Origin of the sequence: Micromonospora sp. WMMC264 (assembly GCF_027497275.1) — a bacterium.
Taxonomy (GTDB): domain Bacteria; phylum Actinomycetota; class Actinomycetes; order Mycobacteriales; family Micromonosporaceae; genus Micromonospora; species Micromonospora chalcea.
The window spans coordinates 3,100,556-3,126,753 of the sequence record NZ_CP114907.1; the positions used below are offsets into that span (position 1 = coordinate 3,100,556).

Genomic DNA, 26,198 nt, shown 5'->3' on the forward strand with positions numbered 1-26,198 from the left:
CCCGCGGCCCTGACTCATGCCGGGATCTCGCGGTCGCGCAGCGAGCGGGGGTCGATGACCTCGCGGATGAGGCGCAGCTCCTCGGCGCTCGGCTCGCGGGTGGCCGGGACCTCGCCCTCGACGTGCACGGCACAGCCGGTGGCGGCGTGGAACTCGTCGAGCGTGACGCCGGGGTGCAGGCTGAGCAGCCGCATCGTGCCGTCGGGGCCACCGAAGTCGAGGACCGCGAGGTTGGTGACGACGCGCCGCAGCTCGTGGTGCGCGATCGCGGCCGGGCCGGCGGCCCGGGCGCTGTCGGTGCCGACGCCGGAGATCATGTCGACGGTCCGGACGAAGCTGCGCGTGGAGTGGTTGGGCACCCAGTAGCTGGTCGGGTGGTAGATGCTGTTGCCGGGGGCGCCGCGTACGCCGAGCAGTTGGACCTTGGGCCGGGTGTAGTCGCCGATGGCCGAGATGTTGGTGTTGCCGTGTCCGTCGATCTGGACCGGGATCATCATGACGTGCCGCTTGCCGTGCCAGACGAGGTCGAAGATGGTGCGGAACGGGCTCCAGCCCTCGATGACGACGCCCTCGGTGGCGTGCGGGTCCGCGCCGATCTCCCAGGAGCCGGAGACGAAGTGGGCCTCGCCGTCGGTGAGCAGCAGGTCGGGGGCGACGGTGAGCCGGGCGAGGCGGACGCCGATGGCCGGGATCGTGCCGAAGGCGCTGGCGATGGACTCACCGTCGCCGGCGAACGTGTCCGCCACGGCGACCGCGCAGTACTCGGCGCGGGTCACCGGCGCGTCGGCGGTGGTGGCGCTGCCCGTGGGCTGGTCCACGGACTCGGTGGCGGCGCTGCTCATGCGACCTCCTCGGCTCGGGCGGCGACGGCCGCCTGGTAGTCATCTTCGGTACCGGACAGGTACCGCTGCTCGAACTTGGCCCAGGCCTGCGGGTCGCCGGCGGCCTTGACGTACTCGCGCTGGAAGGCCTCGTCGCGCTCGTAGTCGGGGGCGCAGGAGGTGAAGTGCGCGCCGTTCGGGGTCTCGACGACACCGGCGACGAGCTGGCGATTGATCTTGATGGTCGCCGAGTGCCCGGCGGCGCTCAGCTCAGCCGTGGGCACGATCCGCTCGCAGGACATGAAGGCCTGGTCGGCGGCGAGGCAGTAGAGGTCGTCGAAGTACGGGTCGGGCCCGAGGAACTGGCCGTTGCCCTGGGCGTCGGCGCGGTTCATGTGCACGAGGGCCGCGTCGAGGCGCAGCGGCGGCATCGCCACGAGCCGCTCGGTGCCGTACGGGTCCTGGACGAGCTTGAGGTCGGGGTTGTGCTTCAGGACGTCCGACCCGAGCCCGGCGCGGGTCGGCAGGAAGGGCAGGCGGATGCCGGCGGCGTACAGCCCCCACTGGAGCATGCCCTCGTCGTACTCGGCGATCTCGACGGCGCCGTTCTGCCGCGCGGCGCGGAAGTGCGGGTCGAGGGCGATGCTGTCGAGGGAGACGAAACCGAAGACGACCTTCCTGACCTTGCCGGCGGCGCAGAGCAGCCCGACGTCCGGCCCGCCGTAGCTGACCACGGTCAGGTCCTTGAGGTCGGAACGCAGGATCTCGCGCACGAGGGCCATGGGCTTGCGCCGTGAGCCCCAGCCCCCGATGCCGATGGTCATCCCGGATTCGAGCCGCGACACGACGTCGCGGGCGGTCAGAGTCTTGTCGGCCATGTGTCCCTCATCGTTGCGTCTGTCGGAGCACTGCCCGAGCGGTGGTGAGCAGCGCGAAGGGCGAGTCGCGTGCCGGGCATCCACGGCCGGGTCGCCATGTAGCAAGCGCTTGGTTGGTACACTAACAGCCCCAGGGGAAGGGTCAAGACCCTGTGGCCAAGGAGGGCGGAAGATGGACACCGTGGTGCGCGAGCGCATCGACGCGGTGGGAGTCGTCAGGATCAATCGGCCGCAGGTGCGCAACGCCCTCGATCCCGACACCCTCCTGGCGATGACCGACGCCCTGCTCCGGTACGACGCGGACCCGGGCGTACGCGCGATCGTGCTGACCGGCACCGGCGAGTTGTCCTTCAGCGCGGGGATGGACCTGCGCGCCGCGGCCGAGGGACGCCTGGTCGACGTGGCCCGCAGCCCGCTGACGCTGCTGCGCGGCGGCTACCGCAAGCCGGTCATCGCCGCGGTCAACGGGCCCGCCGTCGGCGGCGGCTTCGAACTCGCCCTCGCCTGCGACCTCGTCGTCGCGGCCGAGCACGCCTACTTCGCGCTGCCCGAGGTGGGGCGCGGCATCGCCGCCACCGAGGGCGGCACCGACCTGCCGCGTCGCCTGCCGGTCGCCGTGGCGCTGGAACTCGGACTGACCGCCGAACCGCTTGCCGCGGCCCGGGCCCACGAGCTGGGGCTGGTCAACGCCGTGGTCCCGGCCGACGAGGTCCTGCCGCGCGCGTTGCAGCTGGGCGCCCGGATCGCGACCCACTCCCCCGCCGCGGTGCGGGCGACCAAGCGGCTCATGCACCTGAGCCTGGACCCCCGCGTGGGCGATCTCGCCGCGGTCAACAGGCTCGCGACCCTCGATCTGCTCGCCGGCCCGGACGCGGCCGAGGGCGCGGCCGCGTTCGTCGCCAAACGCGCGCCGCGATGGGCGGACGCGCCCTGAGCGCTCAGGGACGCGCCGCCGCGATCTGCGCACGCGTCCACGCGACCGAACGGGTCAGCGCCGGCTCGGCGCCCTCGGCCTCGACGGCCGGGCCGAGCAACTCGACGTCGACGACGCCGGTGTAGCCGGCCCGCAGCACGCTCGCCAGCAGACCGGCCATCGGCAGGTCGCCGTCCCCGGGCACCCACCGGTTCGGGAAGGTCGAGGTGCCGACCCGGAAGTCGGACACCTGCAGAATCTCGACCTGACCGACCCGGTCGCGGATCAGCTCCGTCAGGCCCCGCTCCTGCCAGCAGCAGTAGAGGTCGAGGCAGATGCCGATGCCGCAGAGGTCGGCCAGGGCGACGGCGTCGCGCGCGGTGTGGGTGAAGCTGAGGTCGCACTTGACCGGCAGGGTGTTCTCCACACCGAGACGCACCCCGTGTTCGCGGGCGGTGGCCACGACCGGAGCGATCCGCTCCGCGAACCGGTCGGCCGCCTCCTCCCACGTCAGGTGCGCCGAAGGGCCCGAGGTGAGGTAGACCAGGTCGGCCCCGAGCCGACCGGCGTCGACGACGCCGTCCCGCAACGCCGCGACCTGCTGCGCCCAGCCCGGCTCGTCGTCCGGATGGGCGGTGAAGCTGTGCACGAGGTAACCGAGCCGTACGTCGTGCCGGGCGAGCAGGTCGCCGAGCGCCGTCACGCCGAAGGAGACGGCCTTGCTGCGCTGGAGTCCGACGAGGTCGGTACCGGTACGCCGGTACATCGCGATCTCCTCGGGCAGGGCCCAGGACATCGCGGCCATGCCGCTGACGCAGACCGGGTTGGTCGTGGCGGACATCGGGCTCCTGTCGGCTCGGCGGTCGTCCGGAGGGTCGGACGTCGGGTCGGTCTCGGACGTCGGATCGGTCTCGGACGTCGGGTCAGCCTCGGACGTCGGGTCAGTCGAGGTATTCGATGCGCGCCCGGCGCACCCCGAGGGGCGCCAGGTGCGGTCGCAGCCGCGCCGTGACGGCCTCGGCGATGCGCTCCGGGGTCCACGCCGTGTGCCGCAGCACGGGCTCGGCGAGCGCCGGGTGGGTCGTCAGCATGAGTTCGGGACCGTAGGAGCGCAGCACCTGGCCGGTCAGTTCGGCGCTGAGGTCGGAGAGCAGGTAGAGCAGCAGCGGCACGTTGGCCTCGGGCGCGATGCCCGCGTTCTGCCCGCTCGGTACGCCGCGGAACCGCTCGAGCACCTCGGCCATCCGGGTCTGGGCGTTCGGGGAGATCGCGTTGACGCGGATCCCGACGTCGGCGAGTTCGGCCGCCCAGGCGTAGGTGAGCGTGGCGATCGCGGCCTTCGTCGCCCCGTACACGGCCGTCTCGGCACGGCCCATCTGCTCGCCCGAGGTGACGTTGACCAGGACCCCGTGCCCCTGGGCGCGCATCGCCGCGATGGCGGCGTCGCCCCAGGCGACGGCGCCGAGCACGTTGACCTCGAGCATCCGGCGCACAGTGGCCTCGGACTCGGTGCCGGCGCGGGCCATGGCGAAGACGCCGGCGTTGTTGACGAGGCCGTCGAGCCTGCCGTGCTCGGCGAGGCAGTCACGCACGACGTCGTGCGCGCTCGCCCAGTCCGCGACGTCGGCGACCCGGATCGAGCCCCGGCCGTCCGCCGCGGCGATCTGCCCGCTGAGCCGTTCGAGTCCGTCCGCGTCGACGTCGACCGCGACCACGTGGCCTCCGGCCGCGGCGATGCCGCGCGCGTACGCCGCCCCCAGCCCGCCGGCGGCACCGGTGACGAGGACGACACGGCCGGCGAGCAGGCCGGCTGCCCGGTCGGACCGGGCGGCGGACGGATGCCCGGACGGGACGGCGGGACTCGGGTCGGGCATCGGGCAGCCCCTCTCGGCTGATCGGGATCCGCAGCGGGCTCCGGGCACCGAACGAGCGCTTGGTTGGCCGCTACCCTAGGCATTGCCAGCACCCCGGTCAAGGGAGGCTGGCTTTATCATGCTGAAGGCATCGAAGTGATATAAAGCAAGCGCTTGACCAACACATTTGCTCGAGGAACCGGGAGCACCCATATGTCGACGACCCAGGACCGACGCTCGGTCATCCTCGACAACGCCGCCCACCTTTTCGCAGCCAAAGGAATCGATGCCACGACCGTCCGCGAGATCGCCGATTCGGTCGGGATCCTCTCCGGCAGCCTGTACCACCACTTCAAGTCCAAGGACGAGATGGTCAACGCGATCATCTCGGACTACCTGACCGACCTGACCTACCGCTACGGCGAAGTCCTGGCCTCCGAGGAGAAGCCGGCGACCCAGTTGCGCAAGCTCGTCACCAGTTCGCTGGCCAACATCGAGGCCCACCCGCACGCGACCGAGATCTACCAGAACTCGAGCGGCTACCTGCCCAAGATCGAGGGCTACGAGCACATCCGCGAGGCGGCCGCCACGATCCAGCGGGCCTGGATCCAGGTGCTCGAGGCCGGTATCGCCACGGGCGACTTCCGCAACGACATCCCGGTACGCGTGCTGCACGGCATGCTGCGCGACGCGCTGTGGCTCTCGGTCCGCTGGTTCAAGCCGACCCCGTCGTACTCCATGGCGAACTTCGCCGACGACTTCGTCTCGGTGTTCCTCGACGGCATTCTCGCCCGCGACTGAGCGCGGACAAACCAAGCGCTTGCTAGGGTGGTGCCCGGAAGAGGAGGCGCCCCCATGACGGCAGCAGGTCACGCCCGGACAGGTCCGGCCCCGATCGAGCCCACCCGGCACGCCGGGCTCCCGGTGGGCGTCGACGCCTGGCTCGGCCGCGCGGTGCCCGAGCTGCAGGGCAACCTCCGGCACGAGGTCATCGCCGGAGGGCGCTCCAACCTGACCTACCGGACCACCGACGCGGCCGGACACGTCGTCGTGCTGCGCCGTCCACCGCTCGGAAACCAGCCGGCCACCGCGCACGACGTCCTGCGCGAGGCGCGGATCCTGCGCGGTCTGCACGGCCACCTCCCGGTGCCGCGGGTGCTCGCCGTCGAGGAGACGGGCGAGGTGGCCGGCGCCCCTCTCGTCGTACTCGAGCACCTCGACGGCGTGATCCTGCGCAGCCCCGCCGACGTCGAGCGGCTCACCACCGAGGCCGACCGCGCGCTCATCGGCCCCACGCTCGTCGACGCTCTCGTGGCCCTGCACCGACTCGCCCCGGAGGTCATCGGACTGGGCGGCCTGGCCCGCCGCCGTGACTACCTCACCCGGCAACTCGGACGCTGGCACGAGAACTGGCAGCGGAGCAGGATCCGCGACCTGCCCGACCTGCAGACCGCGCACGAGCACCTGGTGGCCGCGGCGCCCGAGCAGGCCCGCTCGGGGATCGTGCACGGCGACTTCCGCCTCGACAACTGCATGCTCGACTCGCGATGGCGGGTCCAGGGCGTACTCGACTGGGAGCTCACCACCGTCGGCGACCCGCTGGCCGACGTCGGCCAACTGCTCGTCTACTGGGCGCAGGCCGGCGACACGGCCCGCGCGCTGCACGACCCGGCCACGGTCCGGCCCGGCTTCTCGACCCGGGACGAACTGCTCTCCCGGTACTGCCTCGCCACCGGCACCGACCCGGGGCGGATCGACTACTTCGTCGCCTACAACTGGTGGAAGACCGCGTGCATCCTCGAGGGCGTGTACACCAGGGTCACGCAGGGCGCGATGAGCGGCGGCGACCGCACCGCGGCCTCGTTCGCCGAGCAGGCGGCCGCCGTCGCCGGCCGGGCGGCGGCCCTCGCCGCGGCGCTGCCCCGGCACTGATCCGCGCCCGGCCGTACCCACTCGGCGTGGTGGCATGAGCCGGCTGTCGACGTCCCCGGTTCGACCGGGGACGTCGACACACCCGCCTAGGAGAGCCGCTCGATGACCATCGCCATGCCCTGGCCACCGGCCGTGCACATGGTCTCGAGGCCGAACTGGCCGTCCCGCGCCCGCAGCCCGTTGATGAGCGTCGTCGTCATCCGCGCTCCGGTCTGACCGAACGGGTGGCCCAGGGCGATCGCGCCGCCGTGCACGTTGACCTGCTCGGGGTTGGCCTTGAGGTCCGAGATGGAGGGGACGACCTGAGCGGCGAACGCCTCGTTGAGCTCGACGAGATCGATGTCGGCCATCGAGAGCCCGGCCAGCGCGAGGGCCCGCCTCGACGCCTCGACCGGGCCGAGACCCATGATCTCCGGCGAGATCGCCGAGACACCGGTGGACAGGATCCGGGCCAGCGGCGTGACGCCGAGTTCGGCGGCCTTGCGGCTGGACATGATGATGAGGGCGGCCGCGCCGTCGTTGAGCGGGCAGCAGTTGCCCGCGGTCACCGTACCGTCGGGCCGGAAGGCCGGTTTGAGGCCGGACAGCGACTCGGCCGTCACTCCGGCGCGAGGGCTGTCGTCGGTGGCCACGACGGTGCCGTCGGCGAGGGTCACCGGCGTGATGTCGGTGGCGAAGAAGCCCGACTCGATCGCGGCCTGGGCCCGCTGCTGGCTCGTGGCGGCCCACTCGTCCTGCTCGGCGCGGCTCACACCGCGGTGGCTCGCGACGTTCTCCGCGGTCTCGCCCATCGCGATGTAGACGTCGGGCAGTTCATTCGCGTCGCGTGGGTCGGTCCACGGGCCGGCGCCACCCCGTCCGCGGGTGGCGGTGCGCTCCCCCGCCGCGGCGAAGATCGGGTTCTTCGTGTCCGGCATGCCGTCGGACTTGCCGGCGGCGAAGCGCGAGACGGCCTCGACCCCGGCGGAGACGAGCACGTCGGCCTCACCGGAGCGGATGGCGTGCAGCGCCATCCGGGTCGTCTGCAGGCTCGACGCGCAGTACCGCTGCACCGTCGTCCCGGGAACCCGGTCGAGCCCGAGTTCGACAGCGACGACGCGCGCGAGGCCCCAGCCCTGCTCGCCGGCCGGCTGCGCGCAGCCGAGCATGAGGTCGTCGATCTGGGCCGGGTCGAGCGCCGGCACCTGGGCCAGGGCCGCCTGGACCATCTGGGTGGCCAGGTCGTCGGCCCGCATCGAGGCCAACGACCCCTTGAAGGCACGGCCGATCGGCGAGCGCGCCGCGGCGACGATGACTGCGTCCTGCATTGGTGTCCTCCGGTTCTCGGGCTGGCGCCCGTGACGGCGGTGCCGTCGGTGTCAGGTCTGGTCGGGGCGTCGGGCCTGCCGGCGAGCAGGGCACCGGGGCCGGTGCGCCCGCACGAAGCGCAACGCCGGGCTCACCCGGTGAGCTTGAACTTCTGGATCTTTCCGCTCGCGGTTCGTGGCAGCGCCGCAACGACGGTGAAGCTGCGCGGGCGCTTGAAGTTGGCCAGCCGCTCCCGGCACCACGCCTCGAGCTCGTCGGCGAGCGCCGACTCGTCACCGGTCCAGGCGGGAACGGTCTGCACGAAGGCGCTGCCGACTTCGCCCATCCGCGCGTCGGGGACCCCGACGACCGCGACGTCGAAGACGGCGGGATGTTCGGACAGCACCCGCTCGACCTCGGCGGGGTAGACGTTGAAGCCCCCGACCATGTAGACGTCCTTGATCCGGTCGGTGATGCGCAGGTAGCCGTCCTCGTCGACCCAGCCGACGTCACCGGTGTGCAGCCAGCCGTCCTCGTCGATGGCCTGCGCCGTGGCGTCCGGGTCCTCGAAGTAGCCCGCCATCACGTTGTAGCCGCGCACGAGGATCTCGCCCGACTCGCCGGCCGGCAGCGGCTGTCCGTCGAGACCGGCGATCCGCAACTCGGTGCCCGGGATCGCCCGCCCGCAGCTGGTCGAGATCCGTTCGAGGCCGGCGTCGGGCGGGCAAACGGTAGCGGTGCCGCACGTCTCGGTCAGGCCGTAGGCGGTGATGACGTCGCGGAAGCCGAGTTCCTCGCGCATCCGGCGCAGCAGCGGCACTGGCACGATCGTGGCGCCGGTGACGGCCAGGCGTACCGAGCTGAGGTCGTACCTGCCGAGGTCGGGGTGTTCGAGCAGGGACGTGTAGACGGTGGGCGCGCCGGGGAAGACCGTGACCCGTTCCTGCTCGATGAGACGCAGCACGGTCTCGACGGCGAACACGGCGACCGGGATGATCGTGGCGCGTGTGAGGAGGCAGGCCAGGATGCCGGCCCGCCAGCCGAAGCTGTGGAAGAACGGGTTGACCATGAGATAGCGGTCGCCTCGCCGCAGCCCGACGAGTCGGGCCCACTCCCGGTCGACGCGAAGGTTCGAGGCGTGCGAGACCATCGCGCCCTTGGGGTAGCCGGTGGTGCCGGAGGTGAACAGGATGTCGGACACGTCCTCCGGGGCGAGGGCGGCGATCCGTTCGTCCACGACTCCGGGGTCGACCTGGTCGGCCAGCGCGGTGAAGCCCGCCAGGGACCACACGCCGTGATCGGTCTGCTCGCGGCCGGTGGCGGACAGGTCGACGACGGTACGCACCGAGGGCAACAGTGGCACGGGGCGGCCGACCGCCGGTGACGGCCCGTCGCCGCGCAGCGCGGCCAGGTAGTGGGTGTCCAGGAAGGCGTCGTCCAGGACGACCATCGTGGCCCGGACCTTGGCGATGACGGACCGTGCCTCCGCACCACGGAAGCGGGTGTTGACGGGGCACAGCACGCCGCCCGCGGCCAGCACGCCGAGGGCGCTGACGACCCAGTCGGCGCTGTTCGGGGCCCAGACGACGACGCGGTCCCCCGGCTCGAGACCGTGCGCGACAGCGGCCCGCGCGAACCGGTTGACGGCCGCGTCGAGCTCGGCGAAGGTCATCCGCACGTCCCCGTCGACGAGGGCCTCCAGCTCGGCGGCGTCCTGCGCGGCCTGCCGCAGCAGTGCGGGGATCGTGGTCAACACGTCACTCACGCACATCTCCTCACGCGGAGCCGGTCACTTGTCGGAAACGAAGCACAGACTACCAACCAAGCGCTTGCTAGACTAGCGGCAGCGACGCCGGCGGCACCGACCGGTGAGGCATCTGAAGGAAGGGAACCCGGTGGCAGAGGCATACATCGTGGACGCCGTCCGCACCCCCGTCACGCGACGCGGTGGCGCGCTCGCCAAGATCCACTCCGCCGACCTGGGAGCCGCCGCGCTCACCAGCCTCATGAGTTCCTCGGGGATCGACCCCGGCGCCGTCGAGGACGTCGTGTTCGGCTGTGTCGACACCATCGGCCCACAGGCCGGTGACATCGCCCGCACCGCATGGCTCGCCGCCGGCCTCCCGCAGCACGTACCCGGCGTCACAGTGGACCGGCAGTGCGGCTCGAGCCAGCAGGCGGTGCACTTCGCGGCCCAGGCCGTCATGGCCGGAGTCAACGACGTCGTCGTCGCCGGGGGCGTGCAGAACATGAGCGCCATCCCCATCTCGGCCGCGATGCTCACCGGTCAGCAGTACGGCTTCGACGACCCCTTCTCCGGGTCGATCGGCTGGCGCGAGCGCTACGGCGACGAGCAGATCTCGCAGTTCCGCTCGGCCGAGATGATCGCCGAGAAGTGGGGCGTCAGCCGGGAGGACATGGAGCGCTTCGCCCTGCGTAGCCACGAGCGGGCCCTGCGGGCCATCGCCGAGGGCCGCTTCGGCCGCGAGATCCGCGCCGTCGGCGACGTCGACACCGACACCTGTCCGCGCGCCGACACGAGCCTGGAGAAGATGGCCGCCCTCGACCCGCTGACCCCCGGCGGCCGGGTCACCGCCGCCGTGGCGAGCCAGATCTGCGACGGCGCGGCGGCCCTGCTCGTCATGAGCGAGCAGGCCGTGGCCGAGCACGGCGTGACCCCGCGCGCCCGGATCCACCACCTGTCGGTACGCGCCGACGACCCGGTGCTGATGCTCACCGCCCCGATCCCCGCCACCGCCCACGCGCTCGAACGCACCGGAATGTCGATCGACGACATCGACCTGTTCGAGATCAACGAGGCGTTCGCCTCGGTCGTGCTCGCCTGGCTCCAGGAGACGGGGGCCGACCCGGAGCGGGTCAACGTCAACGGCGGCGCGATCGCCCTGGGCCACCCGCTCGGCGCCACCGGCGCCCGGCTGATGACCACCCTCCTGCACGAGCTCGAACGCACCGGCGGCCGCTACGGCCTGCAGGTGATGTGCGAGGGCGGCGGCCAGGCCAACGTCACGATCATCGAGAGGCTCTGATGACCCACTCCCCCGCGACGCCCGGCGGCGTCGACCTGACCGGCCAGGTCGCCGTCGTCACCGGAGGCACCCGTGGCATCGGCGCCGAGATCACCCGCGCCTTCCTCCGGGCCGGGGCGCGGGTGCTCGTGTGCGGCCGCAGCGAGCCCGAGGAACTGCCCGGGATCGACGGACGCACGCCCGTCTTCGTCCAGTCGGACGTACGCGACCCGGAGCAGGCCAAGGCCCTCGTCGCCGCGGCGGTGGACCGGTTCGGCCGGCTCGACATCCTGGTCAACAACGCCGGTGGCGCACCGAGCGCCGACACCGCGACGGTGTCCCCCCGCTTCGTCTCGGCGGTCGTCACGCTCAACCTGCTCGCCCCGTTCTACGTCGCCCAGCAGGCCAACGAGGTCATGCAGCGTCAGGGCAGCGGGACGATCATCAACATCGGCTCGGTCGCCGGAGCCAACCCGGCCCCGGACACCGCCGCGTACGCCGCGGCCAAGGCGGGCCTGACGATGCTGACCCGGTGCCTCGGGCTCGACTTCGCGCCCGCCGTACGGGTCAACCAGGTGACTGTGGGTCTCGTGCAGACCGAGCTGTCGCATCTCTACTACGGCGACGAGGCGGGGCAGGACCGCGTGGCGCGGACCATCCCCATGCGGCGGATGGCCACCCCGGCCGACATCGCCGCGGCCTGCCTGTTGCTCGTCTCGCCGCTGTCCGCCTACGTCACCGGCACGGAGATCGTCGTCGACGGTGGTGGGGAGATCCCGTCGCGGCACCTGGCCGCCCAGCCGCCCGGCGCCGGTCCGCTCGGCTGAGCGCGCGGGGCATGTACGGCGGAGGGGCCGCACCGGTTCGGTGCGGCCCCTCCGCTCCTGCCTGCCGTGGAGTTCGGCGCCTCGCTCAGAGGCCGGCGAGCGCCACCACCTCGGCGCGGACCGCCGCCGCAGAGCCGGCCAGCAGCTGGGCCGACTTGCCGCGCTTGAAGAACAGGTGTGCGTGGTGCTCGAAGGTGAACCCGATGCCGCCGTGCAACTGGATCGCCTCGGCCGCGACGGTCATCAGCGTGTCGGCGCACACGAGCTTGGCCAGCGCCGCGTCGTGCGAGCGGGTGGCGGCCCCGGTGCGCAACGTCGTGACGAGGTGGTCGGCGGTGGCCCGCGCCCCGGCGACCGCGACGGCGAGGTCGGCGCAGCGGTGCTTGAGGGCCTGGAACGACCCGATCGGGCGGCCGAACTGCTCCCGCACCTTGAGGTAGTCGACGGTGAGGTCGAGGCAGGCGCGGGCGGCGGCCGCCGACTCCAGCGCGAGCATCGCGCGTACGTGGTCCAGCAGCACCCGGGCACCGTCGCCGCCGGGGGCGTCGACCCGGGTGGCGGCGGCCTCGCGCAGGCGCACGGTGCTCAGCCGACGGGTCTGGTCGAGCGTCATGTGCGTCCGCACGTCCACCCCGTCGGCGGCCCGGTCCACCGCGTAGACGCCGAGCTCACCGCCCTCGTTGCGGGCGGTGACGAGAACGACCCGGGCGGCTTCGGCCCCGGCGACGAGGGTCTTCGTCCCGGTCAGCGCCCACTCGTCCCCGGCGCCGGTGGCCCGGGTGGCGGTCTGCCCGAGATCCCAGCCCGCGCCGTCCTCGGCGAGCGCGACGGCCAGGGTCAGCTGCTCGTCCACGACGCGTGCCAGCAGGGGCTCGGCGCTCCGGCCGAGGGCGCGGGCGGCGAGGATCGCGGTGAGGCTCGTCGCGAGCGCGCCCGGCACGAGCCGGGCCCCGAGCTCCTCGATGACGGCGGTCGCGGCGGGCACGTCCAGGCCGAGGCCGCCGAGGTGCTCCGGTACGACGAGGCCGAGCAGGCCCAGCTCGGCCGTGAGCAACTCGTGCAGCAGCGGGTCGTAGCCCCGCTCCCCGACCATGACCTCGTGGGTTCGGCGCAGGTCGGCCTGCCCGTCGAGCACCTCGGCCACGGAGGCACGGATCTCGGCGAGGTCCTCGGGCGTTCCGGTCATCGTCCTCACCTCATCGGGGCAGGCCGAGCAGGCGCTCGGCGATGATGTTGCGCTGGATCTCGTTGGAGCCGCCGTAGATCGTGTTGGCGCGGCTGAAGAGGAAGTGCGTCTGGGCGTCGTCCAGCTCGTACCCGGGCCCGGTGAGCAGCGCCCCGGCCCCCTCGACGTCGACCGCGAGCTCACCCAGCGAGCGGTTCCACGTGGCCCACTGGAGCTTGGAGATCGACGCCTCCAGACCGGACAGCCCCTCACCGGCGGACGCGAGCAGCCGCACCGCCGAGTGCCGCATCACCTCGAGCCCGATGTATGCGTCCACGAGGCGGTCACGCAGCGCCGGCTCCTGCCAGGCGCCGTTGGAGCGGGCCCGGGCGATGACGGCGTCGAGGCGCCGGCGGAAGCCGATCTGCTGGCCGAGGGTGGACACGCCCCGCTCGAAGCCCAGCGTGCCCATGGCGACCTTCCAGCCCTCGCCCTCGGCGCCGACACGGTGCTCGACGGCGGCGACGGCCTCGTCGAAGAAGACCTCGTTGAACTCGCTCGTGCCGGTCAGCTGGGTGATCGGGCGCACCGTCACGCCGGGCTGATTCATCGGCACCAGCAGGTACGACAGGCCCGCGTGGCGGGTCGAGCCGGGATCGGTGCGGCACAGCACGAAGCACCAGTCGGCCAGGTGCGCCAGCGAGGTCCACACCTTTTGCCCGGTGATGACGTAGTGGTCGCCCCGGCGTTCGGCGCGGGTGCGCACCCCGGCGAGGTCCGAGCCCGCGCCGGGCTCGGAGTAGCCCTGGCACCAGATGTCCTCGCCGCTGGTGATGCGGGGCAGGAAGCGGGCCTTCTGCTCCGGCGTGCCGAACGCGAGCAGGGTCGGGCCGAGCAGTTGCTCGGACATGTGCCCGAGCCGGCCGGGCGCGCCGGCGCGGGCGTACTCCTCGTGGAAGATGACCTGCTGGGCGAGGGTCGCCGGGCGACCGCCGTACTCGGTGGGCCAGGAGAGGCCGATCCAGCCGGCCCGGCCCAGGTGGCGCTCCCACTCGCGGCGCAGCTCGTGCGCCTCGTGCTCGCGTCCCTCGCCGCCGGTGCCGACCGCCTCGGCGAACGGCCCGGTCAGGGCCTCCTGGAGCCAGCCGCGGATCTCGGCCCGGAACTGCTCGTCGCTCACCGGCGCACCCATGTCAGGCACCGTAGACGGGGGTCGGCGGCTCGGAGCGGGCGATGAGGTCGGCGACCACGTCGGTGAGCTCCTCCGGTTCCCATCGGCCGCCCTTGTCGGCGGCCGGCCCGTGGCGCCAGCCGTCGGCGAGCGAGACCTCGCCGCCGGCGACCTCGAAGACGGCGCCGCTGACGGCCCGCGCGGCGTCGGAGCCGAGCCAGACCACGAGCGGGGAGACGTTTGCCGGGTCCATCGCGTCGAAGCCCGTCGCGGGGGCGGCCATCGCCTCGGCGAAGACGGCCTCGGTCATCGGGGTACGGGCCGAGGGGGCGATCGCGTTGACGACGATGCCGTACCGGGCCCACTCGGCGGCCGCGATCTGGGTCAGCGCGGCGATCCCGGCCTTGGCGGCGCCGTAGTTGCCCTGTCCGACGCTGCCCATGAGCCCCGCGCCGGAGGACGTGTTGACCACGCGCGCGGCGACCGGGCGGCCGGCCTTGGCCTCGTCCCGCCAGTAGGCGGCGGCGTGGCGCATCGGGACGAAGTGTCCCTTGAGGTCGACCCGCAGAACCAGGTCCCACTCCTGCTCGCTCATGTTGACAAGCATCCGGTCGCGGTTGATGCCGGCGTTGTTGACGAGGGTGTGCAGCCCGCCGAAGGTCTCGACCGTCTCGCGCACGAGGCGCTCACCGTAGGCCCAGTCGCTGACGTCGCCGGTGCTGACGACCGCGCGGCCGCCCAGGGCGCGGATCTCGTCGACGACGGCCTGGGCCGCCGCCCGGCTGCTGTCGATGTCGTTGACGACGACGTTTGCGCCCTGCCGGGCGAATTCGAGGGCGTGGACCCGGCCCAGCCCCTGTCCGGCACCGGTCACGATCACCGTTCGTCCTGCGCAGAAGCCGCTCACGGCACGCCCTTTCACTCGAGGTACGGGAAGAAAACCACACCCGGCACTAGCTATGCAAGCAAGCGCTTGGTAGGGTCCCGGAAACGATAGAAGGATGGCGAAAGACGTGAAAATGTTCTCGGCCCTGCAATTCCGAGACTTCCGCTTCGTACTCCTGACCCTGGTGTTGTCCCAGGCCGGCTACTGGGGCTGCAACATCGCCTTCCAGTCGGTGCTGATCGAGAGCGACGCCACCCCGGCGACGATGGGTGCGCTCTTCTTCTGTCTGCTCGTGCCGTTCACGCTCTTCTCCATCCCGGCCGGCGTGCTGGCCGACGCGGTCGACCGGCGGCGGCTGCAGATCGGCGTGCTCCTGGCGACCACCGTCCTGGCCGGGGTCTGCGCGGCGACGATCGCGGCCAGCATCGTCGCCCTGCCCGTGATGCTCGGGCTCGCCTTCCTCGCCGGCACCGGAATCAGCTTCCTGTCCCCCGTGACCCAGGCACTCGTGGCAAACACCGTCCCGGCCGAGGCGCTCGGCCATGCCGTCCCGATCCAGGCGGCCGGGCTCAACCTCGCCCGCTCGATCGGCCCCGCGGTCGCCGGGCTGATCCTCGTGGCCTGGGGACCGCTGGGCACGTTCGTGATGTACGCGACGCTCACTCTCGCCGCGGCCGCCGCCGCGGTAGCGGTCCGCACCCGGCGCATCCCGCCGGCCGTCCGGGTGGCCCGGGAGAGCCTGACCACCCAGGTACGCGCCGGGATCCGGCACGCCCGCGAGCGTCCCCCGGCCGCGCTCTGCCTCGTCATCGTCGCGGTGAACGCGTTCTTCGGGTGCGCCTTCACCACTCAGCTCCCCGTCCGGGCGGCCGCGACCACTGACAACCCGGACCCGGTCTTCCCCGTGCTCGTGGCGCTGACCGGGCTGGGCTCGCTCCTCGGGATCCTCGTCGTGGCCCGCCTCTCCGAGCGCATCGCCACCGTGTGGCACGCCGCTGTCACCCTCGTTCTGCTCGGCCTGAGCAACGCCCTGCTCGGCGCCGCCACGACGGTGCCCGTGCTCGCGGCGGCCGCGCTGCTGTGCGGCACGTTCAGCATCGGCGCCATGGTGACCCTGCAGACGGTGGTCCAGAAGGTCGTCGACGACGCGCAGCGCGGCCGGGTGATGAGCCTCTACTTCCTCGGCTGGGGTGGCATGCCGTTCGGCGCCCTCCTGCTCGGCGGGCTGAGCACGTGGCTCGGCTCCACGACCGCGTTCCTGCTGTACGCCGCCGCATGCCTGGCCACGGCCGCCACCGTGCTCCTGTGGTTGCGCCGCGGACGCGCCGACCCCCTCCCCGCGACCTGACCTCCCCCGGCCCTCCCACCTCCTCAGGAGTTGTCGTGACCGACCAGTCCTCCCCGACCGTGCCCACGGCGCCACTGCCCGTGCCCGCCGACTTCGTCCACCGCGCCGGCGTCGCGCTCGTCACCGGCGGCACCGGCGGCCTCGGCCGGGTCATCGCCCGCGAGCTGGCGCGCCGAGGGTCGGCGGTGGCGATCACCTACCGCAGCGACGCCGACGCCGCCCGGCAGGTGCTCGACGAACTGCCGCCCGTCGCGTCCGGCACGCACTCGGCGCACCACCTCGATCTCACCGACGCCGAGGCCACCGCCGCGCTCGTGGCGCAGCTCACCGGACGCGGACCGCTGCACACGGTCGTGCACGCGGCCGGGCCGCACGTACCCATGCGGCACCTGTCCACAGTGCGCCCCGAGCAGTTCGCCACGCAGGTCGCAAACGACACGACCGCCTTCTTCACGCTGGTCTCGGCCTGTCTCCCGGCCCTGCGGCAGAGCCGTGGCAACGTCGTGGCGATCACGACCGCGGCGACGACGCGCTATCCCGCCCGGGACGGCCTGTCCGCCGCGCCGAAGGCGGCGGTCGAGGCGCTCGTACGGGCCTTCGCCAACGAGGAGGGCCGCTTCGGCATCCGGTTCAACTGCGTCGGGCCGGGCATGCTCACCGACGGGATGGCCGAGCGGCTGATCTCCTCCGGTGACCTCGACGAGCGCGCCCTGGCCGTCGCCCGGTCCTCGACTCCACTGCGGCGGTTCGGCAGTGCCCTCGACATCGCCGAGGCCGCCTGTTTCCTGGCCAGCGACCGGGCCGGCTTCATCTCCGGGCAGAAGCTCGACGTCGACGGAGGCTTCGGTGTCTGAACCGTCGCGGTCCCTCCCGGTCGAGCTGGACGCGCTGCTCGCCGAGCGGGCCGTCGAACGGGCCCTGCTGCGCTATGCACGCGGGATCGACCGGATGGACCGGGGCCTGGCCGCGAGCGCCTTCCACCCGGACGCCCGGATCACCCTCGGCGGGACCACCGCCGAACGCGACACGATGCTGGACACGGTCTTCGCGCTCGTGGCGCGACGCACCATGACGATGCACTACCTGACGAACATCCTGGTCGAACTCGACCCGGCCGACCCGGACCGCGCCCGGGCCGAGACGTACGGCATCGCGTTGCAGCGCAGCACGTCCGAGCCGCCACGCGGCAACATCATCAGCGGGTTCCGCTACGTCGACCTGGTCACCCGGCGCGCGGGCGAGTGGCGCGTGCAGGAACGCCGCACCGTCTCGGAGTGGCAGCGGGTCGACGACCTCGCCGGCCAGTGGCCGATCCCCGAGGCGGCACTGCGGGGAGCCCGCGACGCCTCCGACCCGATCAGCAGCCCGTGGCCGCCCGGCGGCCCGGCTGCGGAGGCCGGGCCGGACCCGGCCGGCGAGCCCGGGCGCCCCTGTGGGTGACCCGCGGCCGGGGGTCGGCGCCGACGTGCCGCGGCTCGGCTTCCGCACGGGCGACGTCGTCGTCGTGACCGGTGCCGGCAGCGGGATCGGCGCGGCGACCGCGGTAGCAGCCGCCGCCCAGGGACTCGTGGTGTCCGCGTGGGACCTCGACGCCGCCGCCCTCACGACGGTGAGCGCCGCCGTCCGCGCGACGGGCGGGGTGGTCGACCCGCACGTGGTCGACGTCGCCGACGAGGCGGCCGTGCGCGCGGCCCTCGCCGCGACTTGCTCGGCGTACGGGCCGGTGCGCCACCTCGTCAACAACGCCGGCCCGTCCTCGGCGACCGAACTCGACTTCGACCACGCCGTACGGCTGTGTGTCGGCAGCGTACGGTCGGTGACCCGGGCCTGGCTCGAACAGGCCCCGCCCGGGGCGACCCTCGTGAACACCGCCTCGGTCGCCGGCACCGTCGTGGGCACCGCCTCCGACTGGTACAGCGCGGCGAAGGCAGCGATCGTCGGCTACACCCGGCACCTGGCCGCGCACCGGGCCGACGTCGTACGGGCCAACGCGGTCGCACCCGGCATGGTGGACACCCCGAGGTTGCGGGGCTTCGCCGGGTCCCCGACGGGGCAGTCCGTGCTGGCCCGGGTGCCGAGCCACCGGATGGCCACACCGGACGAGATCGCCTGGCCGATCCTCTTCCTGCTCTCGCCGCTGGCCTCGTACGTCAACGGGGCGGTGCTCGTCGTCGACGGCGGGTGGACCGTCACGCAGTGAACGCGGCCGGTCAGCTCGGGTCGGTGCCCGGGCCGCCGAGCATCGCCCGCATCCCGCCGTGGTTGCCGGCGACGAGGGCGGCCCGGTCCGGTCCGGAGCGCCGCGCGGCGACCTCGGCCTGCTGGCGCACCACGTGCACCGGGCCGGCGCCCAGGGCCGCCAGCCCCTCGGCGGCGACGTCGGCCGGGTCGGCCGCGCCGGTCAGGTCGAGGCCGGCGCGCGCCATGGCGGGGGTGGCAGTGAGCCCGAGCACCAGGTGCAGCACGTCGACACCGACCTGCCGCAGCTCGAGCCAGAGGCCCTCGGTGAAGATCCGGGTGAAGGCCTTGGCGGCGGCGTAGACGCCGATGTCGGCGTGGCCGAGGTAGCCGGCCGAGGAGCCGACGACGAGGATGCCGCCGCGGCCGCGTGCGGCGAGCCGGGCGCCGAGCTCCCGGCAGAGTTCGAGCGGGCGGGTCACGTTGAGATCGATGACGGCCCGGACCCGGGCGAGGTCCGCCTCGACGAAGCGGCTGCGGTAGGTGTTCGCGCCCGCGTTGAGGACGAGCAGGCCGAGGTCGAGGTCGGCGACGGCCTCGACGATCCGGGCGGTCGCGTCCGCGTCGAGCAGGTCCAGGGCGAGCACGCGGCACGGGACCCCGTGCGCCCGGACCCGGTCGGCGGTCTCCCCGAGCGGCGCGGGCTTGCGGGCGACGAGCACGATGCCCAGGCCGGCCCGGGCCAGCTGCTCGGCGAACGCGGCGCCGACCCCCTCGGAACCGCCGACGACCAGGGCCCAGGGCCCGTAGCGCTCGAACAGTCCGGCGGTGGCTTCGCTCATGCCACGCGGTCCGTCGCCGTGGCGGACTCGTCGAACCAGTCCCACTCCCAGGGTGTGATGGTGGCCAGGGGCCCGGTGAACAGCGGGGTGGCCGTGCCGGCGAGCGCCGTGGGCGGGGCCGCCGGCGGGTCCGCGGCCAGGGCCCGCGCGAACTCGACCGGGTCGGCTTCGAGGTAGGTGAGCCGGATCCGCACGACGGGTCCGTCGGGGCGGCTGCGGCTCGGGGCGCTGCGGAAGGTCCACACGCCCGCGACGCCGTCGCGCGCGAGCAGGTCGGGCACCTGGGTCTCGTGCTCGAACCGGGACAGGTCGGCCACGTCCGGGCGCTGGGACGTCTCGACCCGGCTCACCTCGACGTACACCCCGCGGTGGGGCCGGAACGGCAGCGCGGCGAGGGTGACGAGGGCCCGGGGGGCGACGTGGCCCTGGACGGGCCGGAACATCCGGGTCATCGGCCGTTCGGTCCAGGCCAGCTCCGGACGCCGGCCCTGGTGGATCGCCCGGTCGCCGAGATCCGTCCACTCCGCGACCGCGTCCGCGGCCGGCTCGGCGAACCAGTACATCGCCATGTACTGGCTGCCGGCGAGGGCGGGATCGGGGTAGCTGCCGAGCCGCTCGCACGCGGGCGTACGCACCCAGCGGTCGCCGTGCACGACGCCGGGCAGGGCGAGGTTCTCGGGGCGGTGGTCGAGCTGATGCCAGGCGTTGTAGTCGCGATGGCGGGCGGGGTCGGTCACCTTCGGAAACGAGAAGAAGGCTCGGGTGGCTGTCGCTGGGGTGCTGGGGAGCATCTCGGCCCTCTTCGCGGGTCGGGGCGCTGGTGACGCACGATCGGTCCGGTGTCGCCGCCGGGGCGCGGCCGGTGTTTCGAGCCTTGACCCTAGGGCAGCGCCGGTCATATGGTCAAGCAAGCGCTTGGTTGACATCGTTGTCCGCAAGAGGAGCCCCATGACCGGCAGTGACGCGGATTTCCGCGCCCGACTCGACGCTCTGATCGGCCTCACCGACCCGCCCCGCCGGGCCAAGGACGCGATCACCGAAGCGGCCATCCGCGTCTGGTGCGACGCCGTCGGCGACGAGAACCCCGCGTACCAGGACCCCCGGTGGGCCGCCCGCTCCGTCTGGGGCGGCATCGTGGCCCCGGCGACCTCGCTGAACATGTGGACCCTGCCGGGCAACAGGCGCGCTCACCGCCACGCCGAGAGCCTCGACCGGGTCAACGAGGTCCTCGCCACGCGCGGGTTCACCTCGGTGGCCGCGGTGCAGACGGAGCACACCTACGTACGCCCGCTGCGCCCCGGCGACCACCTGGAGCAGTTCCCCTCCATCGGCGCGGTCTCCCCCGAGAAGTCCACCCGGCTCGGCCGGGGCCACTTCGTCGACCTCGTCAGCGACTACCGCACCGTCGAGGGCGAGCCGGTCGGGCGCGTCGTCCTGCGGATGCTCCGCTGGAACCCGGCGACCCGGACCGAGGGCCCGGCGAGGTCAGGGGACCGCCTCGCCCGCCCGGTACGCCCGGCCGCCGCCCCGGTCGACCTGCCGCCGGCCGGCACCACCGGCACCCTGACCGCGCACCTGCAACCCGGCTACGCCGCCGCCCCCCTCGACGAGCGCCCCTACCTCGTCGGTAGCGCCGACCTCGCCGACGGGACCCGCTTCACCGGAGACGTCGCGTACCTGCGCCCCGACCTCGTGCACGACGGCATGCCGGTCGTCGTGGCGCACCGGCGCACCCGCGACGGTGCGATCCTGCCGGTGCTCACCGCCCCCCGGCCGCAACGCCGCACGAGCACCCGCACCGGGGCCGACGTGAGCATCGGGCAACGCCTCGCCCCCTGGCCGATCCCGGTCACCCAGCTGTCCATCGCGGCGCTGGCGACCGCGACGTTCGACTTCAACGACGTGCACCTCGACCGCGACGCCGCCCTCGAACGAGGCGCCCGCGACGTCTACATGAACATCCTCGGCTCCAGCGCGCTGGTCAACTGCTACCTCACCGACTGGGCCGGACCGGAGGCTCGCGTCGTCGACTTCCGCACCCGCCTCGCCGCGCAGAACCACCCCGGCGACACCTGCACGCTCGACGGCGTCGTCACCGGCCTGCAGCCGGCGGACGGGGGAACGCACGTCACCGTCGACGTCCGCGGCACCAACAGCCTCGGCGACCACGTCATCGCCTCCGCCACCATCGCCCTGCCCTGAGAGGAATCGCGTGCTCGCCAGCTACGTCGTCGACTCCGGCTCCCCCGACAGCCTGCGCCTCGGCCAACTCGACGCCCCGGCGCCCGGCCCCGGTCACGTGCTCGTGCGGGTCCAGGCGGCAAGCCTGGACCGGGTCGACACCTACATCCGTCGCGGCACCCACGGGATGGCGGTCACCGGCCCGACCATCCTCGGCCGGGACGTCGCCGGCACCGTCGTGCGGACCGGTCCGGGCGTCACCGGCTTCACCGCCGGCGACGCGGTCGTCGGGCTGACCACCGGCGCCCACGCGGAGTACGCCGTCGTCCCGGCCACGCACTGCTTCCCGCGACCGGCCGCGCTCGACGCCGTCCACGCCGCGGCGGTGCCCACCGCCGGACGCACCGCCTACGACGCGGTCGTCAACCTCGCCGGCGTACGCCCCGGCGACCGGGTCCTCGTCGTCGCCGCCGCGGGCGCGGTCGGCACCTTCGCCGTCCAGTACGCCCACCACCTGGGCGCGCGCGTCTTCGGCACCAGCGCCCCGGCGAAGGCCGACGCGGTACGCGCCCTCGGCGCGCTCGACGTCGTGGACCACTACCGCCCCGACGTCGTCGAGTCCCTGCGTGCCGCGCTGCCCGGCGGCGAGGTGGACGTCATCGTCGAGTCGGTCGGCGGCGCCCTCTGGTCCGACGTGCTCAAGGTCCTCGCCCCCGGCGGCCGGCTGGTCACCTGCGGCGTCACCGCCGACAGCCACGCCCACCTGCACCTGGGTCGCCTCATGGTCAAGGGCTGGACGCTGCGCGGCATCGGCCGGCCCGGGCCCGAGGCGGTGGCCGGCCAGCTACGCGAGGCGCTCACCCTCTCGGCCGTGACCGCCGCCCCCGCGATCGCCGCGACGTACCCGCTCGAGCAGGCCACTGTCGCGCACGACCGGCTGGAGGCGTCCGAGTTCGTCGGGCGGATCGTCCTCACCACGGGCTGAGCCGCTCAGGCGAGCGGCTCACCCGAGACGGCGGTCAGGACGACGAGCGGGATCTGCCGCCCGAAGCCGGCGGCCCGTTCGGCGTAGCGTCCCACGTTCGGCTTGCGCGCCACGACGTGCGCGAACAGCTCCGGGTCGCGCTCGCCGTCGGTCACCCGCGCCCGCACCGGGACCGTCCTGCGCCGCAGGACGATCCAGCAGAGTTCGTGGTGACGCGCGTTGACCACCCAGGCGGGGTCCTTGGGGCCGCCGCCCTTGGAGCCGACGACCACCAGATCCTTCCCGTACGGCACGTAGGGCAGCGCCGCGTCGCGCAGCTCCCCGGAGCGACGGCCCACAGTCGTCAGCAGCAGCGTCGGGTGGTACGGGAACCTGCCCGCCAGCGCGTACTGCAACGACACGAGCGAGAACCCGGTCCGTCGCACGAGAAAGCGGTCGAACGCCATCCCGCGCGGCCCGCGGATGACGATCAGCCACGACCGGCCGTACGAGGCGAACGACCTCGTCTCCGCGCCGATCCGTCGGCTCACCGCGCACGCGCCAGCAGCGGCGACAGCGTCTCGGTGACGTCGGCGACGTCGTCGATGCCCCGGACCACCTCGACGAGCCGCTCCTGCGCGCCCGCGTCGAGGATCCCGTCGCAGAACGAGGCCAGCTTGCCGTTCACGAAGTCCCAGTCCGCCCGCGTCGTGTCGTCCCACGGGTCGCCCTGGGCGAAGTCCGACTCGACCACGTACTCCCGGCCGCCGGCCCGGATCGTCAGCGCGCCCCGCGTCCGGCGGATCTGGCCGCCCGGGTGTTCCCTGAGGTCGGCCTCCCACTCCGCGTCGAGCACCGGGTCGGGCGCCGTCGTGATCCGGCGCGCCAGGTCCCACACCGCCGGGTCGGCCAGCCGCTCGGGGTCGTACCACTGCGGTCCCGGTGCGTGCCCGAGCAACGCCAGCGCCGCGGCGTACGGCATGTTGAAGGCGCCGTCCAGCGGCGCGACGGCGGTGTCCGGGATCTGCGGGGCCGGCTCCCGGAACTGCAACGTCCGGTAGGCCGCCGGGCTCAGCCGGATCTCCATGGACTCGATCTGCGACACCGGCACCCCGTGGGTGCCCGGGAACGCGCGGATCGCGTCGAGCGCCGCGTGGGTGAAACGGCACGTCGGGTACGGCTTGAGCGACGTCTCGGTGATCCACCACTTCGACCCCAGGCCGGCGACCATCTCGTGCCGCTCGCCGCCGAGGAAGCCCATCGCCTCGATGAAGCCCGGGGTGCGGTCCAGCACGTCCAGGTCGCCGGTGTAGCCCTCCTCGGCCAGCGCCGCGCCGAGCATCCCGGCGTGCGCGATCGCGCCGTACGGGCCGTACTTGAACGCGTTGAACGAGCGCCGCTCGGCCATGTAGGAGTTCTTCGCCGGCGGGGCCAGCCAGGCGACCAGGCCGAGCGCGTGGGCCAGCCGCTCCGGCTCCCAGCCGCCGACGACAGCGCACGCCGCGGCCGCGCCCATCGAGGCGTACCCGTGCGACGACAACGGCGACCAGCGGAACTGGCCGTCCTCGAAGGCCATGAGCGAGGTCGACAGGTTCAGCCGCGCGTTGATCTCGAACGCGATGATGCTCGCGCGCAGCAGGCTCGCGCCGTCGGCGTGCAGCCGCTCGGCCTCCGCCAGACCGGCCGCGACGCCGAACACCGCGAAGTGCGCCGAGTTGAAGAACGTGTCGTCGGCGTCCAGCGCGTTCATCATGTCCGCGTTGGCGTGCGCGGCGTTGATCGCCGCGACCCGCTGCTCCAGCCCGAACACGGTCGCCTCGGCCGGGCCGCCGAACCGGGCCGCGACCCGCTGGACCATGCGGCTGCGCCGCAACCGCACCGCCGCCAGCCCGCAGACGAGCGAGTCGAGCAGGACGAGCCGGCCGTAGTCGCGTACCGACTCGGGGATCTCCTCGTCGCGCGTGGTCGCGAACCGCGCCAGCAGCTGCGTCCGGGTCGGTTCCGTCGTTCCGGTCACCGTTCAGCCCACCCTTCCGGGCGCGACGAGCCGGTTGCCCTGCGCGTCGCGCGGCAGCGGCACGGGGATCGCCGCGAGCAGCTTCTTCGTGTACTCCTGCCGCGGGTTGGCGAAGATCTGGTCCGTCGTGTCCGTCTCCACCACCTCACCTGCGGCCATCACCATGACCCGGTCGGCGATGACCTCGACGAGGGCCAGGTCGTGACAGACGAACAGGTACGCCAGACCCAGCTCCTCCTGCAGGTCCCGGAGCAGGTTGAGCACCTGCGCCCGGACCGACACGTCGAGCGCCGCGACCGGCTCGTCGCACACGATGAGGCTCGGCTTCATCGTCAGCGCCCGGGCGATCGCGACCCGCTGCAACTGCCCGCCGGACAGCTCGGCCGGGTACCGCTCCAGGTAGCGCGAGCCGATGCCGACCTTGTCGAGCAGCTCGACGGCTTCCTTCTCCCGCGTGGCCCGGTCCTTGTCGGTGTGCACGAGGAGAGGTTCGGCGACCGCGTCCCTGATCGTCATCCGCGGGTCGAGCGAGCTGTACGGATCCTGGAAGATCATCTGCATCCGCTGGCGCAGCGCGCGCAGTTGCTTCGGCTTCGTGGCCAGCACGTCGATCCCGTCGAAGGTCACCGAGCCGGAGTCCGGCTCGATGAGGCGCAGCACCATGCGCCCGACCGTCGACTTGCCCGCGCCGGACTCGCCGACGACGGCGAGGCACTCGCCGCGCTCCAGGGTGAAGCTCACCCCCTTGACCGCGTTCAACCATTTCGTACGCCGGCCGAGCCAGTCCCGGCCGGCGCTGAACGACTTCGTGAGGTTCTCGACTTCGAGCAGGCTCATCAGACCGTCACTCCATCCAGAGAGAGCTCCGCGGCCCGCACGCACCGCGCATGGTGCTCGGCGGCGCCGTCGAGACGGACCAGGCCGGGGTGGGCCACGTCGCACCGGCCCGGCACGGCGAACTCGCACCGGCTGCTGAACCGGCACCCGTGCGGCCAGGCGCCCGGCGCCGGGATGCCACCGGGGATCGCGCGCAACCGCCGGTCGGTGCTCAGGCCCGGCTTCGGGATCGAGCCGATCAGGCCGGACGTGTAGGGGTGCCGCGGGTGGAAGAACAACTGCTCCGAGGGCGCGTTCTCGGCCACCTCGCCGGCGTACATGACCACGACGTCCCGGCACAGCTCGGCCACCACCGCGAGGTCGTGGCTGACGAACAGCAGCGCCACCCCGGTCTGCTCCTGCAGGTCGCGCAGCAGTTCGAGGATCCGTTCCTGCACCGTCACGTCGAGCGCCGTCGTCGGCTCGTCGGCGATGAGCAGGCGCGGGTTGCACGCCATGACCATCGCGATCATGACGCGCTGGCACATGCCGCCGGAGAACGCGTGCGGGTAGTCGTCGATCCGCTGCGCCGCCCGCGGGATCTGCACCATGTCGAGCATCTCGACGGCACGGGCCCGGGCTTGCTTGCGGTTCATGCCCAGGTGCTTGCGCACCGACTCGGCGATCTGGTCCCCGACCGTGTACGCCGGGTTGAGGCTGCGGATCGGCTGCTGGAAGATCATGCCCATGCCCGGGCCGCGCAGGTCCCGCCACTGCTTCTGGGTGCCCGCGGTGAGATCCACGCCGTCGAAGACGATCCGGCCCGAGGCGATCCGTCCTCCGGTCGCCCCGGTCAGGCCCATCACCGCGATGGAGGTCACCGTCTTGCCCGACCCGGACTCGCCGACCAGGGCCATCGAACCGCCCGGCTTGAGCGAGAACGAGACGTCCTGGACGGTCGTCTGCCAGCCGCCCGAGGGCGAGGGGAACTCGACGCTCAGGTTCTCCACGCGCAGCAGGTCCGCCGTTCCGCCGGTGGCGTCGGTCCTGGTGCCGGCGGGCGCCGTTTCACGTGCCATGTCAGCTCCTGGTG

General features: G+C 73.0%; 26 protein-coding genes. 11 read left to right on the top strand and 15 right to left on the bottom strand.

What is annotated here, in order from left to right; translation table 11 throughout:
- Positions 1–14 precede the first annotated feature (14 nt).
- Together O7542_RS13245 and O7542_RS13250 are read right to left on the bottom strand one after the other, a co-directional pair.
- On the bottom strand, positions 15–842 hold the full coding sequence (locus tag O7542_RS13245) for a CoA-transferase (protein ID WP_205797172.1): 828 nt from the start codon (positions 840–842) through the stop codon (positions 15–17).
- Complete coding sequence (locus O7542_RS13250) at positions 839–1,699, bottom strand: CoA-transferase (RefSeq protein ID WP_043324819.1); 861 nt, start codon at positions 1,697–1,699, stop codon at positions 839–841. Before O7542_RS13250 ends, O7542_RS13245 begins: the two co-directional genes overlap by 4 nt.
- 172 nt (positions 1,700–1,871) lie before the next feature.
- Between O7542_RS13250 and O7542_RS13255 the strand changes: the two genes are divergently transcribed.
- Positions 1,872–2,633, top strand: a complete 762-nt coding sequence (locus O7542_RS13255; protein WP_281606317.1) for an enoyl-CoA hydratase-related protein — start codon at positions 1,872–1,874, stop codon at positions 2,631–2,633.
- 4 nt (positions 2,634–2,637) lie between these two features.
- Here O7542_RS13255 and O7542_RS13260 read toward each other — a convergent pair whose 3' ends face one another.
- Both O7542_RS13260 and O7542_RS13265 read right to left on the bottom strand, forming a co-directional pair.
- Positions 2,638–3,453 carry a sugar phosphate isomerase/epimerase family protein gene (locus tag O7542_RS13260; protein WP_281606318.1) on the bottom strand — a complete coding sequence of 272 codons (816 nt, stop codon included), beginning with the start codon at positions 3,451–3,453 and terminating at the stop codon, positions 2,638–2,640.
- A gap of 100 nt (positions 3,454–3,553) precedes the next feature.
- The gene (locus tag O7542_RS13265; RefSeq protein WP_166456547.1) at positions 3,554–4,486 is read right to left on the bottom strand and encodes an SDR family oxidoreductase; all 933 of its coding nucleotides are present in this window, start codon (positions 4,484–4,486) and stop codon (positions 3,554–3,556) included.
- A 192-nt stretch (positions 4,487–4,678) separates the two neighbouring features.
- Here O7542_RS13265 and O7542_RS13270 point away from each other — a divergent pair, with 192 nt between their 5' ends.
- Both O7542_RS13270 and O7542_RS13275 read left to right on the top strand, forming a co-directional pair.
- Positions 4,679–5,266, top strand: coding sequence for a TetR/AcrR family transcriptional regulator (locus O7542_RS13270; protein ID WP_043324821.1), 588 nt, complete (start codon positions 4,679–4,681; stop codon positions 5,264–5,266).
- A 54-nt stretch (positions 5,267–5,320) separates the two neighbouring features.
- Complete coding sequence (locus O7542_RS13275; protein WP_166456548.1) at positions 5,321–6,397, top strand: phosphotransferase family protein; 1,077 nt, start codon at positions 5,321–5,323, stop codon at positions 6,395–6,397.
- A gap of 86 nt (positions 6,398–6,483) precedes the next feature.
- Here the strand turns inward: O7542_RS13275 and O7542_RS13280 are convergent, their stop codons facing one another.
- Both O7542_RS13280 and O7542_RS13285 read right to left on the bottom strand, forming a co-directional pair.
- Entirely contained in the window at positions 6,484–7,704 is a 1,221-nt protein-coding gene (locus tag O7542_RS13280) for an acetyl-CoA C-acetyltransferase (RefSeq protein ID WP_166456549.1), read from the bottom strand.
- Between the two features lie 131 nt (positions 7,705–7,835).
- Positions 7,836–9,440 carry a FadD3 family acyl-CoA ligase gene (locus O7542_RS13285; RefSeq protein ID WP_223201424.1) on the bottom strand — a complete coding sequence of 535 codons (1,605 nt, stop codon included), beginning with the start codon at positions 9,438–9,440 and terminating at the stop codon, positions 7,836–7,838.
- Between the two features lie 139 nt (positions 9,441–9,579).
- Here O7542_RS13285 and O7542_RS13290 point away from each other — a divergent pair, with 139 nt between their 5' ends.
- Complete coding sequence (locus tag O7542_RS13290; RefSeq protein ID WP_064446337.1) at positions 9,580–10,731, top strand: acetyl-CoA C-acetyltransferase; 1,152 nt, start codon at positions 9,580–9,582, stop codon at positions 10,729–10,731.
- Positions 10,731–11,537, top strand: coding sequence for an SDR family oxidoreductase (locus O7542_RS13295; protein ID WP_166456550.1), 807 nt, complete (start codon positions 10,731–10,733; stop codon positions 11,535–11,537). Before O7542_RS13290 ends, O7542_RS13295 begins: the two co-directional genes overlap by 1 nt.
- An 85-nt stretch (positions 11,538–11,622) precedes the next feature.
- Here the strand turns inward: O7542_RS13295 and O7542_RS13300 are convergent, their stop codons facing one another.
- Genes O7542_RS13300 through O7542_RS13310 form a run of 3 tightly spaced genes read right to left on the bottom strand, consistent with a single transcriptional unit; the run spans position 11,623 to position 14,795 of the window.
- The gene (locus O7542_RS13300; protein ID WP_281606319.1) at positions 11,623–12,723 is read right to left on the bottom strand and encodes an acyl-CoA dehydrogenase family protein; all 1,101 of its coding nucleotides are present in this window, start codon (positions 12,721–12,723) and stop codon (positions 11,623–11,625) included.
- A 10-nt stretch (positions 12,724–12,733) separates the two neighbouring features.
- Positions 12,734–13,882, bottom strand: a complete 1,149-nt coding sequence (locus tag O7542_RS13305) for an acyl-CoA dehydrogenase family protein (RefSeq protein WP_199496114.1) — start codon at positions 13,880–13,882, stop codon at positions 12,734–12,736.
- Between the two features lie 13 nt (positions 13,883–13,895).
- Positions 13,896–14,795, bottom strand: coding sequence for an SDR family oxidoreductase (locus O7542_RS13310; protein WP_309228018.1), 900 nt, complete (start codon positions 14,793–14,795; stop codon positions 13,896–13,898).
- Positions 14,796–14,874: 79 nt separating this feature from the next.
- Here O7542_RS13310 and O7542_RS13315 point away from each other — a divergent pair, with 79 nt between their 5' ends.
- From O7542_RS13315 to O7542_RS13330, 4 genes are read left to right on the top strand one after another with little or no spacing between them, the layout of a single operon-like run.
- Entirely contained in the window at positions 14,875–16,107 is a 1,233-nt protein-coding gene (locus O7542_RS13315) for an MFS transporter (protein ID WP_082930941.1), read from the top strand.
- 35 nt (positions 16,108–16,142) lie between these two features.
- Positions 16,143–16,961: an SDR family oxidoreductase gene (locus O7542_RS13320; RefSeq protein WP_205797176.1), complete on the top strand. Its 819-nt coding sequence runs from the start codon at positions 16,143–16,145 to the stop codon at positions 16,959–16,961.
- Complete coding sequence (locus O7542_RS13325; RefSeq protein ID WP_281606320.1) at positions 16,954–17,547, top strand: nuclear transport factor 2 family protein; 594 nt, start codon at positions 16,954–16,956, stop codon at positions 17,545–17,547. The genes O7542_RS13320 and O7542_RS13325 overlap by 8 nt, the downstream gene beginning before the upstream one ends.
- Positions 17,540–18,307 (top strand): SDR family oxidoreductase, encoded by a 768-nt coding sequence (locus tag O7542_RS13330; RefSeq protein ID WP_281606321.1) that lies wholly within the window; start codon positions 17,540–17,542, stop codon positions 18,305–18,307. The genes O7542_RS13325 and O7542_RS13330 overlap by 8 nt, the downstream gene beginning before the upstream one ends.
- 10 nt (positions 18,308–18,317) lie before the next feature.
- Here the strand turns inward: O7542_RS13330 and O7542_RS13335 are convergent, their stop codons facing one another.
- Both O7542_RS13335 and O7542_RS13340 read right to left on the bottom strand, forming a co-directional pair.
- Positions 18,318–19,127 carry an SDR family NAD(P)-dependent oxidoreductase gene (locus O7542_RS13335; RefSeq protein WP_069090074.1) on the bottom strand — a complete coding sequence of 270 codons (810 nt, stop codon included), beginning with the start codon at positions 19,125–19,127 and terminating at the stop codon, positions 18,318–18,320.
- A complete protein-coding gene (locus O7542_RS13340) occupies positions 19,124–19,864 on the bottom strand; it encodes a hypothetical protein (protein WP_281606322.1) in 741 nt (246 codons plus the stop codon). The genes O7542_RS13335 and O7542_RS13340 overlap by 4 nt, the downstream gene beginning before the upstream one ends.
- Positions 19,865–20,075: 211 nt before the next feature.
- Here O7542_RS13340 and O7542_RS13345 point away from each other — a divergent pair, with 211 nt between their 5' ends.
- The gene (locus O7542_RS13345) at positions 20,076–21,329 is read left to right on the top strand and encodes a MaoC family dehydratase N-terminal domain-containing protein (RefSeq protein ID WP_209961408.1); all 1,254 of its coding nucleotides are present in this window, start codon (positions 20,076–20,078) and stop codon (positions 21,327–21,329) included.
- 10 nt (positions 21,330–21,339) lie between these two features.
- Positions 21,340–22,293, top strand: a complete 954-nt coding sequence (locus O7542_RS13350; protein ID WP_281606323.1) for a zinc-binding dehydrogenase — start codon at positions 21,340–21,342, stop codon at positions 22,291–22,293.
- 5 nt (positions 22,294–22,298) lie between these two features.
- Here O7542_RS13350 and O7542_RS13355 read toward each other — a convergent pair whose 3' ends face one another.
- Genes O7542_RS13355 through O7542_RS13370 form a run of 4 tightly spaced genes read right to left on the bottom strand, consistent with a single transcriptional unit; the run spans position 22,299 to position 26,184 of the window.
- Complete coding sequence (locus O7542_RS13355; RefSeq protein WP_051611044.1) at positions 22,299–22,823, bottom strand: nitroreductase/quinone reductase family protein; 525 nt, start codon at positions 22,821–22,823, stop codon at positions 22,299–22,301.
- A complete protein-coding gene (locus O7542_RS13360) occupies positions 22,820–24,289 on the bottom strand; it encodes an MmgE/PrpD family protein (protein ID WP_281606324.1) in 1,470 nt (489 codons plus the stop codon). Before O7542_RS13360 ends, O7542_RS13355 begins: the two co-directional genes overlap by 4 nt.
- Positions 24,290–24,292: 3 nt before the next feature.
- Positions 24,293–25,126 (bottom strand): ATP-binding cassette domain-containing protein, encoded by an 834-nt coding sequence (locus O7542_RS13365; protein WP_051611046.1) that lies wholly within the window; start codon positions 25,124–25,126, stop codon positions 24,293–24,295.
- Positions 25,126–26,184 carry an ABC transporter ATP-binding protein gene (locus tag O7542_RS13370; protein ID WP_064446347.1) on the bottom strand — a complete coding sequence of 353 codons (1,059 nt, stop codon included), beginning with the start codon at positions 26,182–26,184 and terminating at the stop codon, positions 25,126–25,128. The genes O7542_RS13365 and O7542_RS13370 overlap by 1 nt, the downstream gene beginning before the upstream one ends.
- Positions 26,185–26,198 lie beyond the last annotated feature (14 nt).

Coding starts and splice junctions, on each gene's coding strand:
- O7542_RS13245 (WP_205797172.1), bottom strand. CDS start 842: ATGAGCAGCGCCGCCACCGAGTCCGTGGACCAGCCCACGGGCAGCGCC.
- O7542_RS13250 (WP_043324819.1), bottom strand. CDS start 1,699: ATGGCCGACAAGACTCTGACCGCCCGCGACGTCGTGTCGCGGCTCGAA.
- O7542_RS13255 (WP_281606317.1), top strand. CDS start 1,872: ATGGACACCGTGGTGCGCGAGCGCATCGACGCGGTGGGAGTCGTCAGG.
- O7542_RS13260 (WP_281606318.1), bottom strand. CDS start 3,453: ATGTCCGCCACGACCAACCCGGTCTGCGTCAGCGGCATGGCCGCGATG.
- O7542_RS13265 (WP_166456547.1), bottom strand. CDS start 4,486: ATGCCCGACCCGAGTCCCGCCGTCCCGTCCGGGCATCCGTCCGCCGCC.
- O7542_RS13270 (WP_043324821.1), top strand. CDS start 4,679: ATGTCGACGACCCAGGACCGACGCTCGGTCATCCTCGACAACGCCGCC.
- O7542_RS13275 (WP_166456548.1), top strand. CDS start 5,321: ATGACGGCAGCAGGTCACGCCCGGACAGGTCCGGCCCCGATCGAGCCC.
- O7542_RS13280 (WP_166456549.1), bottom strand. CDS start 7,704: ATGCAGGACGCAGTCATCGTCGCCGCGGCGCGCTCGCCGATCGGCCGT.
- O7542_RS13295 (WP_166456550.1), top strand. CDS start 10,731: ATGACCCACTCCCCCGCGACGCCCGGCGGCGTCGACCTGACCGGCCAG.
- O7542_RS13300 (WP_281606319.1), bottom strand. CDS start 12,723: ATGACCGGAACGCCCGAGGACCTCGCCGAGATCCGTGCCTCCGTGGCC.
- O7542_RS13315 (WP_082930941.1), top strand. CDS start 14,875: ATGGCGAAAGACGTGAAAATGTTCTCGGCCCTGCAATTCCGAGACTTC.
- O7542_RS13335 (WP_069090074.1), bottom strand. CDS start 19,127: ATGAGCGAAGCCACCGCCGGACTGTTCGAGCGCTACGGGCCCTGGGCC.
- O7542_RS13345 (WP_209961408.1), top strand. CDS start 20,076: ATGACCGGCAGTGACGCGGATTTCCGCGCCCGACTCGACGCTCTGATC.
- O7542_RS13365 (WP_051611046.1), bottom strand. CDS start 25,126: ATGAGCCTGCTCGAAGTCGAGAACCTCACGAAGTCGTTCAGCGCCGGC.
- O7542_RS13370 (WP_064446347.1), bottom strand. CDS start 26,184: ATGGCACGTGAAACGGCGCCCGCCGGCACCAGGACCGACGCCACCGGC.